The sequence below is a fragment of the Listeria sp. Marseille-Q6474 genome, from assembly GCF_946902005.1.
In the GTDB taxonomy this organism is placed as follows: domain Bacteria; phylum Bacillota; class Bacilli; order Lactobacillales; family Listeriaceae; genus Listeria; species Listeria innocua.
Genome location: NZ_CAMPPS010000001.1, coordinates 1700028 through 1712370, shown reverse-complemented (window position 1 = coordinate 1712370; position 12343 = coordinate 1700028). Strand labels below are relative to the sequence as shown.

The 12343-nt window shown below is 39.4% G+C and carries 11 protein-coding genes; all 11 read right to left on the bottom strand.

Features of this window, described 5'->3' with window-relative positions; all coding sequences use genetic code 11:
• Window positions 1-2: 2 nt before the first annotated feature.
• A complete protein-coding gene (locus OC533_RS08535; RefSeq protein ID WP_003764496.1) occupies window positions 3-323 on the bottom strand; it encodes a thioredoxin family protein in 321 nt (106 codons plus the stop codon).
• A gap of 122 nt (window positions 324-445) precedes the next feature.
• Window positions 446-1108, bottom strand: a complete 663-nt coding sequence (gene pgmB / locus OC533_RS08530) for a beta-phosphoglucomutase (RefSeq protein WP_003764497.1) — start codon at window positions 1106-1108, stop codon at window positions 446-448.
• The gene (locus tag OC533_RS08525) at window positions 1105-2226 is read right to left on the bottom strand and encodes a glycerate kinase (protein ID WP_194323878.1); all 1122 of its coding nucleotides are present in this window, start codon (window positions 2224-2226) and stop codon (window positions 1105-1107) included. The genes pgmB and OC533_RS08525 overlap by 4 nt, the downstream gene beginning before the upstream one ends.
• Window positions 2223-4400 (bottom strand): glycoside hydrolase family 65 protein, encoded by a 2178-nt coding sequence (locus OC533_RS08520; RefSeq protein WP_194323876.1) that lies wholly within the window; start codon window positions 4398-4400, stop codon window positions 2223-2225. Before OC533_RS08520 ends, OC533_RS08525 begins: the two co-directional genes overlap by 4 nt.
• A complete protein-coding gene (locus tag OC533_RS08515; RefSeq protein ID WP_185325184.1) occupies window positions 4397-5428 on the bottom strand; it encodes a Gfo/Idh/MocA family protein in 1032 nt (343 codons plus the stop codon). Before OC533_RS08515 ends, OC533_RS08520 begins: the two co-directional genes overlap by 4 nt.
• Before the next feature lie 56 nt (window positions 5429-5484).
• Window positions 5485-6279 carry a sugar phosphate isomerase/epimerase family protein gene (locus OC533_RS08510; RefSeq protein ID WP_194323874.1) on the bottom strand — a complete coding sequence of 265 codons (795 nt, stop codon included), beginning with the start codon at window positions 6277-6279 and terminating at the stop codon, window positions 5485-5487.
• Window positions 6280-6291: 12 nt separating this feature from the next.
• Window positions 6292-7344 (bottom strand): zinc-dependent alcohol dehydrogenase, encoded by a 1053-nt coding sequence (locus OC533_RS08505; protein ID WP_045553752.1) that lies wholly within the window; start codon window positions 7342-7344, stop codon window positions 6292-6294.
• Window positions 7345-7362: 18 nt separating this feature from the next.
• A complete protein-coding gene (locus tag OC533_RS08500; RefSeq protein ID WP_003727583.1) occupies window positions 7363-8214 on the bottom strand; it encodes a carbohydrate ABC transporter permease in 852 nt (283 codons plus the stop codon).
• Window positions 8201-9082, bottom strand: coding sequence for a carbohydrate ABC transporter permease (locus OC533_RS08495; RefSeq protein ID WP_003764662.1), 882 nt, complete (start codon window positions 9080-9082; stop codon window positions 8201-8203). The genes OC533_RS08500 and OC533_RS08495 overlap by 14 nt, the downstream gene beginning before the upstream one ends.
• Before the next feature lie 75 nt (window positions 9083-9157).
• Window positions 9158-10450, bottom strand: a complete 1293-nt coding sequence (locus tag OC533_RS08490) for an ABC transporter substrate-binding protein (RefSeq protein WP_045553751.1) — start codon at window positions 10448-10450, stop codon at window positions 9158-9160.
• Entirely contained in the window at window positions 10447-12147 is a 1701-nt protein-coding gene (locus tag OC533_RS08485) for a sugar phosphorylase (RefSeq protein WP_194330366.1), read from the bottom strand. The genes OC533_RS08490 and OC533_RS08485 overlap by 4 nt, the downstream gene beginning before the upstream one ends.
• Between the last annotated feature and the right edge of the window lie 196 nt (window positions 12148-12343).

The following is a 12343-nucleotide window of genomic DNA, read 5'->3' as shown; positions in this document are numbered from 1 at the left end:
TTTTATTTTGCTAGACTATTAAACCTACTTCTAAGTTCATCACAACTGACAATACCAGCAATTGCGCCTTTAATTTCTCCATCAACAAGAACAAGCGAATTTGGTATTCCTTTTACATCAAACTTTTGAGCTAATGCACGTTGTTTATCTACATTAATTTTCACAACTTGGACATTACCTTCTTCCACCTCAGAGAATTGCTCAAGCGTTGGCCAGAAACAGCGGCACGGAGCACACCACTCTGCCCAAAAATTAAGTAATATTTTAGGATGGCTACTAATAATCTCTTCCAAGTTCTCTTCTTTTGCAAAAATAATCGCCATACATATCCACCTCACATTCAGAATATTCCAAAGTTGTATCGTGGTCAAGCAAAGGGTTTTAGAATAGCAATATATCTTGCTTTTTGTTCACTTTTTGACACTTTTGTTTCACGTGAAACATTTTATTTGCTATGTAATATCTCTAAAATACGTAAATCTAGCAAACCAGTATTTTTCACTGTCATATCCGCATCACGAAGTCCAGAACCAACACCCACGCTTATAATTCCAGCTGCGTTAATTGCTTCAATTCCAGCTTGGGCATCTTCAATTCCAACTACTTCTGATGGTTCTAAGCCTAAACCGCGACATGCTTCCACAAAAATTTCTGGATCAGGCTTTGATTTAGTAATTTTAGCAGCATCAACAATGTAATCAAATTCTTGTTCCATTTCAAGCGCACTCAATACCGTACGAGCATTTTTTGAAACAGATGCAATCGCGCATTTAAGATTTTGCTTTTTAAGAGCTACTATAAGTTCTTTTATTCCTGGTAAAACATCTGCCGGCGTAATTTCTTCGAGCAAGCTCACATAGAATTCATTTTTATCTGCTGCAAGTGCTTCGATTTGTTCTTGTGTGAAGTCATTTTCGCGGCCGTCTTTCTTTAAAATAAGAAGTAGGGAGTCAATTCTACTCACTCCTTTTAAATTCTCATTAAATGCTTCATCGAATTCAATTCCAATGCTCTCTGCTGTTTTTTTCCAAGCCAAGTAATGGTAATGCGCTGTATCTGTGATGACACCATCTAAATCGAATACTACTCCTTTTAATGCTGTTGTCATTCTACTCGTCCTTTCCAAACTGCCGCAACATTTCGTGCGGTTCTTCTTAGATTATTTGGGGTTTCTTTAAGTATTTTTTCTAAAGTTGTTGGACTCGCAATTGAGGGAAATACCGCGTGGATTCCGGCCTTATAGACAGCTTCAAGACCCTCTCCTACGCTTCCACAAATTGCAAAAACAGGTGTTCCATCAGGTACTTCTTTCGCCACGCCCACTGGTGCTTTTCCTTGAGCAGTTTGTCCGTCCATTTTCCCTTCACCAACGATGACTAAATCGGCATCTTTGCAAACTGCTTTAATTTGAAGCGCCTCGATTACAAAATCAATGCCAGACAGCAAATTCGCCTCTGCAAACGTTGCAAGTCCAGCGCCAATTCCTCCTCCAGCACCAGCTCGTGCCATTGTTATCATCGCTGGATTGGCCAGCTGATAAAAATGATGCATTGCCTCGTCTGCGCTTGCGAGATCAGTGGCAGCTAACCCTTTTTGTGGGCCGAATACATAGGATGCGCCTTCTTTTCCACAAAGCGGATTTTCAACGTCGGTTACTATATTTATCGTGTTGTTTTTGAGCTCAGTAGGAACATTTTCAGAGCGGATGGTTGCGATGCTGGCTAAATTTGCGCCGATTGGATTTACGACATTGTTTTCTAAATCTAAAAATTCATAGCCAAGCGCGCTAGCCATACCAATTCCGCCATCATTTGAAGCGCTTCCACCTATGCCAATGATAACCTCGGTCGCACCTTTTTTCATTGCGTGCAAAATTAGTTCGCCCACTCCTTTTGTGCTCACTTGAAGTGGATTACGTTTAGTTGCTGGAACTAGATGCAAACCGCAAACCTCAGCCATTTCGATCAGCGCTTTTTTATTGCCCTCTGTAAAGGCAACTTTTGCTGAAACAGGCTCGCCAAACGGTCCAGAAACATTGATTTTCGTCGTTTTCGCATCCAAGGCTCTACTTAAAACATCAAGCGTACCCTCGCCCCCATCGCCAACTGGGAGTAAATGGTAGTCTGCATGCGGATAAACTTCTTGAAAGCCCTCTTTAATATACTCTGCCACCTCGTGCGCCGTCAAACTTTCTTTAAATGAATCCGGTGCAATGACAATTTTCATAAAGACACATCCTTTTGTTCCATCTTAATCGTTAATGTATCCGTTAATTGCTGTTTTTCTCCGTAGATAACTAATTCTAGCATGCTTTTTGTGTTTTTTGAAAGTTGTAATGTGTTTGGCGCTATTTCCACTAGAATTGTTTCACCTTTCCACATGAATTCAAATTTCACAAATCGCCAAGCATCTGGCAAATCTGGCGCTATTTCTAATAATTCTCCACTAGTATCAATGCCTGCAAACCCAAAAACCACTGCCAGCCAAATTGCCCCCAGTGAAGCCGCATGAAGCCCGTCATCTGATGAATGTGGTTCGTCCCCAAGATCAATTAAACACGCTTCTTGGAAAAATTGATAGGCTTGCTCGCGGTTTCCCGTACGATTTTCCACAATGGCATGAATCGCTTTACTTAAAGATGAATCGTGAATGGTTCGTTTTTCATAATAATTCAGGTTTTTCTTCACAGTTTCTGGCGCAAACATCTGAGGAAACAAATAAAATAACATCACTAAATCAGCTTGCTTTAAAATCTGTAATTCATTCACTTCTTGCCGCGAGTAATCTAGTAAAATCCCTTGTGTTCCTTGCGCAGCCTTATATTTATCTAAATTTATCCAATCTTTTTGTAAAAAAGTATCATCTTGCGGAATTAAGCCTGTTTCATTTGCGACCGGTAAATATAAGTTTTTAAGAAACGCTTTCGCACGTGACTCAAAAGCTTCATTATCGCGATTCCATTCCAGCGCCATTTTCACATTATAGTGCGCCATGTAGTTGGTGTAAGTATTATTATCGATGTGCTCTGTATATTCATCCGGCCCAATCACATCGAGAATTTCCAGTCGACCGTTGCGGTTAGTTGCTCGACTTATCCAAAATTCTGCTGTTTCGAGGAGCAGTTCAGCACCACAGTCACTCATAAACTGAGCATCCCCTGTTGCAGCTTCATATTCACAAACGGCATAAGCAATATCCGCCACTAAATGATGCTCTGAGATGGCAGAAGCTACTTTTTGCCGCGTTCCAGTCCGAATGTTAATCGCTGCAAATTCCGGCGTTTCTTCCTCACCAGAGAAGGCACTTTCCCACGGGTAAAGCGCTCCGTTATATCCATTTTTCACCGCTTTTTCTTTCGCTTCTTTCAAATGAAGATAACGATATTCTAGCAGTTGTTTGGCAATTTCCGGCTTATTATAAAGGAAAAATGGCATAATGAAAATTTCCGTATCCCAAAAAACGTGTCCTTTGTAACCTTCCCCGGTCAGCCCTTTCGCACCAACACTACAACGAAAATCATCTTTCGGCGTCATAATTTCTAAATGATAGCACGCAAAATCTAGTGCAAACTGGTCAAAATCATTCGTGCTCTCAACGCGAACGCCCGCATGCTCCCAAAAATCTGCCCAAGCTTTTTCTGAATTTGCTTTCAGTTCAGCATAGGTTGCATTTGGAAACTCCACGTCCACCTCATCAAGAGATGTTTTAACCAGGCTTATTTTCTCCAAAGCAAATGTTTGATTAACTGCGATTTCTTGCTCAACTTCAGTCATTAATTGGCGATTTTTAGCAGTGAAAACCCCTTTTTGACTGACTTTTGTTGCCACTGTAATTCGCTGTTTGCTTTCAATCGTTTCATATTCACCAACCATCAGCTCTTCGTCAAAAATCCGTAAGCTAGATTCTGCCAACTGTTGCGTTCCAAAATTGGTTTGTTGTGCATCAATACCCGTTTTTATTTTCACTTTCGCACATCCACTTAAAGGCGTTATCTCCACTCTTGCCGCGATAACATGTTTCACAACCTTTGAAGCAAATCGATAAAAATTTAGTTGATACTTGTCGCCGGCGCTGTTTTCCCAAATGATTTTCCTAACTAATTCTCCTGTATTTATATCTAAAAATCGTTCATATCCATGGACTTTCCCTGCTTGCATCGAAAAAACTTCCCCGTCAAGCGTCACTTGGAACCGTGTCACATCCGGCAAGTTCACTAGCTCCGAACTCACTGAACCGCTCGGACGATTGTAAATTCCTGCCACATACATACCACGAACTTGCTCCGGATATTCTTCTTCAAGAGCACCGCGCACACCCAAATAGCCGTTTCCGACAGTCATTTGGCTCCCATATTTATTTAGATAATTTAATGCAAATTCCTTCTCGATTATTTTCCTCATAAAAAAACACTCTCACCTTTTTCTGCCGATTCGTATAAACTTTCAACGATTTTTTGTATTCTGTAACCTTGTTCAGCGCCAGCAAGTTCTAAATCCCCCTCGCCAAGAACGCTATCAACAAATGCTTTCATGCTGTTATCGTGTTTATTTTCCTCCAGTTGACCTAAGCTTTCCAACAACTGAAATTCCCCTGCGTTATCCGTATAAATTTCAGCCGGATATAAACTTCCACCAGCCAAATCCCCAAAAAAGTCGACATTTAATGCGCTCTCTGGTTTAATATGTAACGCAAAAGAAGTATCCAGCTCAATTAAACCGCCATTTTCCAGTTCAATAAAACCAAATAAAGCATCCTCGACTGTATATTTTTCTGGATCCCATGACCCGAATGTTCCCGCGCTTTTCTTTGTTCCGATTTTTTGAAAACTTTTTGCCGTTACTTTCTTCACTTTTGGAAAGCCAAGGACAAACATCGCCGCGTCGAGCATATGAATTCCCATATCAATCAGCGGACCTCCGCCTTGCATTTCTTTATTCGTAAAAGTTCCCCAACCTGGCACACCAGAACGACGAAGCGCGGTTGCTTTCACACAATAAATTTCACCTAAAAGCGCCGAATTTTTCTTTAAAAACTGTGCTTCACTAGAAAAACGATGATGAAAATCATACGCTAAAATAGCTTCTTTTTCCTTAGCAAGATCCCACATCGCCTTCGCTTCTGCTGCACTCATTGCGGGTGGTTTTTCACACATAACCGCAGCCCCGTGCCTAAGAGACAACATCACATTATCAAAATGAAACCGATTAGGCGTACAAATACTAACTATATCAATTTTTTCTGTAGCAAACATTTCCTCCGCCGTAGCATAATGCTTCAAAAAACCATTGTTCAAACGAAACTCTTCGCCTCGTTCCATACTAGGATCACAAACTGCCACAAGTTCTAACTCATTTCTTGTCTTATAATATGCAGCATGAACCTTCTCAGCGACTTGTCCTGCTCCTATGATTGCAACTCTTTTCTTCATATCCGAAACTCCTTTTAGAAAAATCCGTCCGCTTTGATTGGGACGGATTTTCTATTTTAAATTAAACAGCTTTTTAAATGTGCCAACGCATCTCTATAAGCTTGTTCTGGATTCTCACTACGAACACGACATTCAAAAGTTAAAAATCCGCTGTAACCATTCTTTTTCAGTTGATCAAAACTTGTTTTAAAATCAAGGCTGCCGCTTCCTGGTTGATAGCGATGATTGTCAGCAACATGAATATGACCGATGGAATCTTTATGCTCTTCAAGCGCAGTTGGAATGCTATCTTCTTCAATATTCATATGATAGAAGTCAGCGATAATTTCTACATTTTTAAGTTCATTTTCATCAATATATTTCTGCGCATCACTTAGCAAATTAATCATGTGATCTTGGTATCTGTTAAGTGGCTCAAGATAAACCTTCGTCCCAGTTTCACCAGCAATTTTATCCAAATAAATTAACGACTCGCTCACTGCTTTGAAATCTCCGGCTTGGCTACGCGGCGAAACCATTGGTGGAAGACGATAAGTGAACATTCCCCACGCCGCTGGAACAACAATCCCTTGCCCACCAACTTCTGCTAAAGCTTCTAAAATCGCCTTAATTTCTTTTAAACCGTTCAGTCTGCGCTCTTCAATGAAGTCACCAATCCAGCCGTCATAGCCACCACATGCAGTACTAACAGGTAGCCCTGTTTTTTCGATAGCTTTCTTCACTTCGTCCAAATTTTCAACAAGTAATTTACCATCAATTTCAAAACCTTCAAAGCCCATTTCTTTTACATAAGCAAATTTTTCTTCTATATTTTCCGGGAAAAATGCTTGATTTTGTGTGCCTAATTTCATTATTATCGCTCCTTAAAGGGTAATCCCCATTTTAATACTTAAATCAGGTTGTTGGTCGACATATTTCATATAACTTTCAGCAGAATCAGCGAATGGAACAACTGGATCAATGATGTCCGTACAATCCAAGTAACCGTTCATCAGTAGTTCCCAACACGTTTCCTCGATACGCTTACGATCCCAGCGCGGATAATCCGGATTTGGTTCACTAGCCGCACGTGAAAAGACGATTTTCGCATTGTTGAAATGAGCTTCCCGACCAAGGTTAAATCCTTCTGGGAAAGGTTTCGCGAAGGCTACATAAGAAATTGTTCCACCGTAAGCTATTCCGCGTAGTGCTGCTTGAAGTGCTGCCGCGTTCCCGCTTGTTTCAATAATCGAATCCGCACCCAGCTTACCAGTCAGACGTTTTACTTCTAAACCAACATCTGTCGTAATCGGATCAAAAGTAGCATCTGCTCCGTGTTTTTCAGCAATTTCACGACGGTGACTAAGAGGATCCACCCCGATAACAACACTAGCACCAGCTTTTTTCGCCAGTTGAATCGCAATTTGGCCAATCGCGCCAAGTCCGACAACGACAACGTAATCCCCCGCACGAACATGTGCATCTCGCACGCCACTCATCGCAAATTGAGCCGGATCATAGCACACCGCATTTTTCCAATTAGCACCTTTTGGCAATTTACGTAGTTTATAATTATCGACAGCTTTTACAATAACAGTTTCCATAATCGGCCCGTAAGTACAAACGATATCTCCAAGCTCGTATTCTGTCACTTTGCTCCCACATTCAACTACTTCACCAACGACCATATTGCCTAGCTGAAACTCGCCAAATACAATGCCTCGCGCACTATTTGTTTCACGTGAAACAAATAGATTCCATTCAGGAGAAAATTCTTCATCAATAAAAGGACTAATTCCTCTAAAATCAACTACTTCTGTTCCATGTTTTGGAGAAGCGAACTGTACTTTAATTTTTACTTCATCTTCTACAACTTCACGATCATGATATTCTACTAATTCCGCCACACGAGGGGCAGTCGCAACTAATTTTTTCATTTTAAAAAACTTCCTTTCTTATCCTTTAACTCCACCGTCTGTTAAGTTTCCTTTGATAAATCGTTCTGAAATTGCGTACATAATAACAACCGGAAGCGCCGTAACTAGCGAGGCCGCCATCATTCTACCCCAAATATAATCTGGTGTACTAAATAGTGTATTTAAGCCGATTGGTAACGTGAATTTCTCTGAGCTAGATAGGAAAATCGATGCAAACAGATAATCATTCCAAGCCACCATGAAGCAATATACAAACACAGATACAATACCTGAAATCGCAAGCGGAACAATAATTCGTAAAATAATCTGGAAGCGATTTAGCCCATCCATCATTGCGGCTTCTTCAATATCAGTTGGAATCGTATCGAAATAACTTTTCAGCATAAATACCGCAGTTGGTAGTGTTTGTACAACCATCGTGATAATTAAAGCTGTTTCTGTATCATATAACCCCAAACTCGAAATTATTTTAAACAACGGAACAATTAACAAAATTCCGGAGAACATATAAACCGTGTAAAAACTCGCGTTAATCGTCATTCGCCCTTTAAAGCGTAATTTAGACAACGCATAAGCTCCTAAAATCCCCAAAACGACCGCAATTCCCGCCGCAAAAACCGAAACAACCAAACTATTTTTAAAATACGTTAAAAACGGAAAAATATCTGGATTAAAAATATCGATATAATGCTGGAAAGTGAAATCTTTCGGGAAAAATGTTGGATGCGTAGAAATGGCTTCTTTGCTGCTCTTAAATGAAGTCATTAACATAATCGCAAATGGGAACAATGTAATACATAAAAATGCAACCATCGTCACGTAAAACGCGATTTTCTTTGTTCTTTTTGACTTTTTACTACTTACCGCCATTCAAATCCACCCGCTTTCTTGCAAAAATAATCACAACAAAAATAATGACAAATAATATGACAGAAATCGCTGCTGCTTTTCCTAAATCATTGAATGCGAATGCTGTTTTATATAAATAAACTCCAAGGATATTTACTTTATTCGTGAGTAAGTATACATCGGTGAACATATAGAACATCCAAATCGCACGAAGCGTAATAACTGTAGCAAGTACCGGCATAATCGCTGGCAAAGTAACAATTTTGAATTTATCCCAAATGTTCGCTCCGTCCATATCAGCCGCCTCATAAAGCGACTTATCGACCGTTTGCAAAATCGCCAAAAACGAAATAAATGCATACGGGAAATAACGCCATATCGCAAAAAAGGTTACTAAAAAGAAACTAGAAACTGGATTATCAAACCAGAGTGGTGCTTCTTTAAACATATGAAGCACATCTACAGTCATAAAATTAATCACACCATAACCATTATTAAACATATACTTCCATGCAAAAATAAGAGAAATAGATGGTGTTACATACGACAAAATAATAAGCGACCGAGCCGTTCTTCTAAAACGAAATTCACGATTAAAGAAAATCGCTACAAGTAGCCCCATCCCCGTACTCCCAATTACTACAAGTGCTGTATAAGCCACGGTAAGACCTAGTGATTTATAAAACTCTGGATCCTTCAAAATATCTATATAGTTTTGTAAACCGATAAAGACCGATTTAATATTCGGATTTAGCGGCATATCTAAAAAACTAATCTGGATATTTGAAATCATCGGATATAACACAAGTGCTGCCAGTAAAACAAAACTTGGCGCAAGTAAAATCATTGCTAACTTAAAGTCGGACCTTTTATATACTTTTGTTTTCATAATGCCTCCTTAAATCAAAAAGCGACGTGCTAAACTGTATAAAAAGACGGGGAGACTCACCTCCCCGCTATTTGATTATTTACCTTCTTCTGCCTTTTTCTGTGCTGCTTTTAAGTCCGCTGAAACATCGCCACCGCCAACAGTTACGTTGTTAACCATTTGTGCGATAATACCTGAACTAGTTATATCACCCATTTTTGTTAGGTTTTTACCATCAACAAGTCCGAAAACTTGGATGTCGTTGAAAGATGCAGCGATTTCGTTTGGAAGTTCACCAAATGATTTAATTACTTCATTTTCTTTGTATGCTTTTTGTTCTACTACTTCTTTATTTACTGGTTGTGCGCCACCTGGAGACATTAATACCCACGTTGCCATATTTTCTGGTTGAGACAAGTATTCAACAAATTTCTTCGTTGCTTTCTTTTGGTCATCATCCAAACCAGCAGAGATAGTCAATCCGGAAACTGTTCCATAAACTGCTTTTTCTTTTTCTTCTGGAATAGCGAATCCGATGTTAGATGGGTCGCCTTCTTCATATACAGATGGAAGAATATACGTAGAGTACATTGCCATTGGAACAGTACCATTCATAAACGCATCTTTAATTTCAGTTACATCATTTGAACCAGGCATTGTGTACGCTGAAAGATCTTTGTAATACTGAAGAGCCTCTTTCATTTCTGGTGTATCAATCGTTACATTTCCTTTTGCATCTAAAACATTGGCTTTGTTAGAAAGTGCGAATTGAGAGAAAGCTTGCTCACTCATCGTACTTTCTGCTGTTGGAATTGCAATACCGTATTTTTTATCAGCTTTATTCGTGAATTTTTTCGCTACTTTTTCAATATCCGCCCAGTTTTTCGGTTCTTCAAAACCAGCATCGGCTAAAGCTTTTTTGTTGTACCAAATACCTTGAACCCAACCGCTTAATGGTGCTGCGATATAGCTTTTACCATCTTCAGAACGCACTAAGTTTGTTGCACCTTCATAGTATTTATCTTCTCCAACCGAGTCGATAACTTCTTTCACTGCATCTTGGTCAATTAACTCATCTTTATCCATTACTTTGGCAAAATCTTGGCTTACTTCCATAACTGCTGGAAGTTTACCAGAACGAGCAAGTGTGACAACTTTTGTATTAAAAGCATCTTCTTCAACTGGAATTTGTTTGATTTTAATAGTTGGATTTTCTTTTTCAAAATCAGCAATTAATTTATTAATAACATCTAAACGCTCTTTTTCAACAGATGAATGCATAAATTCAATTGTTACTTCCTTACTACCAGACTCTTTTCCTCCACATGCAGCTAATACCGCACTTAGAACCAACACAACAACAAGTAATACAAGACTTTTTTTCTTCATTTTTGTTCCTCCCTGTAATTTTTGGTTTTTAGCCAGCAGAATTCATAGCCTCTAAGCTTTATGGAATCGCTCCCAGTTACTGCAGAGCCCGTATAAAGATTTGTATAAACACCGCTGTCTAGTGAATAATGCACTTCTTTTTCTGATAAATTATGAATCAATATAATCGATTCCGCGCCGGATGAACGTTTGACAACAAACAATTCCGCCGTAGATTCTAAAACTTCCATCGCGATTTCTGGATGGAAAAGTGATTCCGCTTTTCGTGTGCTAATTAATTTCGTTAGCGCATCATAGGTTTCTTTTCGTAAGGAGTCAGCCTGATTCAACTCTGCTGTAATTTCCGCCAAGTCGTATTTTTTTCGATTAATAGAGCGATTATGCCCCGTTGTTTCTACGCCTGAATAATCATTGCGACTTCCTAAAATACTTTGAACATAAACAGCCGGAACGCCTGGGATAGACATTAGTACTGCATGAGCGACGAGAAATCTCGCCAGCCTCAAGTCATCAGTATCCGCTTGTTTACTTAACGCATCCATGTAAGTCACATTAATTTCATACGGACTTTTCGTACCATCTGGATTTTGTTTATAAGAAACGAGTGCTCCTTCTTTTTCCAAATCATCTACCAATGCTAAAATGTCTGCTTCTGGAATAATTCCGCGCACTGGATTTAAGCCAATTCCATCATGTGAAGCGAGGAAATTAAAGAATGTGCGCTTGCCTTCTGGGAGCTCTAAACCTTTCGCCCAATTGCTTAAAAACTCCGCATTGCCATGATGTATCGCATGGAGCACAAGTGGTGGAAGCGGGAATTGATAAACCATATGCGCTTCCTTTTCACCATTTCCAAAATAACTAATATTATCAACATGCGGCACGTTGGTTTCGGTTATAATAATCGTCCCTGGTGCTGCCATGTCTACTAAATCTCTAAATAATTTCACGATTTCATGCGTTTCATCTAAGTGAATCGAGCTCGTTCCCGGCACTTTCCACATAAAGCCAACCGCATCAAGTCGCACATATTCCGCACCTTCTTCTAAATAGAACATCAAAACATCAATCATCTTGTAAAGCACTTCCGGACAAGCAAAGTTTAAATCAATCTGATCCTCACTAAACGTCGTCCAAATATAACCCTCTTTACCAGAAGCAAATTGAAACGGCGTGAGCACTGGTGTTGCACGTGGTCTTGTAACCGAACTAAGGTCAGTATCAGGATCCATTTCCACAAAAAAGTTTTGAAATTCCTTATCACCCGCTAAATATCGCTTAAACCACTCACTTTTCGCCGACATATGATTACAAACAAAATCAAACATCAATCGCGCCGACTTTTCCATTTCCTTAATATCTTCCCAATCACCAAGCTCCGGATTAACCGCTTTGTAATCAATAACCGAAAACCCATCATCCGAGGAATAAGGATAGAAAGGTAGGAAATGTACTACCTCAAAAGTCGATTTTAAATAACGATCATACATTTTCTTAAAGGTTGGTAAAGTTTTTTTGGATTCCTCTTTAAATTGGTCTCCATATGTAATTAAAACAATATCTTTCTCGTCCCATTTGTCTTTTCGTACTAACTTTCTTTGTTTCGTTTGGTTTACCCGGGCTTCAATTCTCGTTGCTAAACTCTCAACTACATCTTCAGAATATAACCGCGAAAGTCGTTTTCTTAAATTCGTCATCATTTACCTCCTAACCGGGAGCGCTCCCACAAAAAGAATTATAGTATGGAAAGCGCTTTCTGTCAAACACATTTTAAAAGGAATTTCCTAACATGTTGACAGTATTGAGTTTTTATCCCTATATAACATCTAGTTGGACATTTAGGGTAAAATTGAGTAATATAAACATGGATGATAATGACCGGAACCGATACCG

What these genes read in the sequence shown, in the direction of transcription:
- OC533_RS08535 (WP_003764496.1), bottom strand. Translation starts at nt 323, where the DNA reads ATGGCGATTATTTTTGCAAAAGAAGAGAACTTGGAAGAGATTATTAGT.
- pgmB (WP_003764497.1), bottom strand. Translation starts at nt 1,108, where the DNA reads ATGACAACAGCATTAAAAGGAGTAGTATTCGATTTAGATGGTGTCATC.
- OC533_RS08525 (WP_194323878.1), bottom strand. Translation starts at nt 2,226, where the DNA reads ATGAAAATTGTCATTGCACCGGATTCATTTAAAGAAAGTTTGACGGCG.
- OC533_RS08520 (WP_194323876.1), bottom strand. Translation starts at nt 4,400, where the DNA reads ATGAGGAAAATAATCGAGAAGGAATTTGCATTAAATTATCTAAATAAA.
- OC533_RS08515 (WP_185325184.1), bottom strand. Translation starts at nt 5,428, where the DNA reads ATGAAGAAAAGAGTTGCAATCATAGGAGCAGGACAAGTCGCTGAGAAG.
- OC533_RS08510 (WP_194323874.1), bottom strand. Translation starts at nt 6,279, where the DNA reads ATGAAATTAGGCACACAAAATCAAGCATTTTTCCCGGAAAATATAGAA.
- OC533_RS08505 (WP_045553752.1), bottom strand. Translation starts at nt 7,344, where the DNA reads ATGAAAAAATTAGTTGCGACTGCCCCTCGTGTGGCGGAATTAGTAGAA.
- OC533_RS08500 (WP_003727583.1), bottom strand. Translation starts at nt 8,214, where the DNA reads ATGGCGGTAAGTAGTAAAAAGTCAAAAAGAACAAAGAAAATCGCGTTT.
- OC533_RS08495 (WP_003764662.1), bottom strand. Translation starts at nt 9,082, where the DNA reads ATGAAAACAAAAGTATATAAAAGGTCCGACTTTAAGTTAGCAATGATT.
- OC533_RS08490 (WP_045553751.1), bottom strand. Translation starts at nt 10,450, where the DNA reads ATGAAGAAAAAAAGTCTTGTATTACTTGTTGTTGTGTTGGTTCTAAGT.
- OC533_RS08485 (WP_194330366.1), bottom strand. Translation starts at nt 12,147, where the DNA reads ATGACGAATTTAAGAAAACGACTTTCGCGGTTATATTCTGAAGATGTA.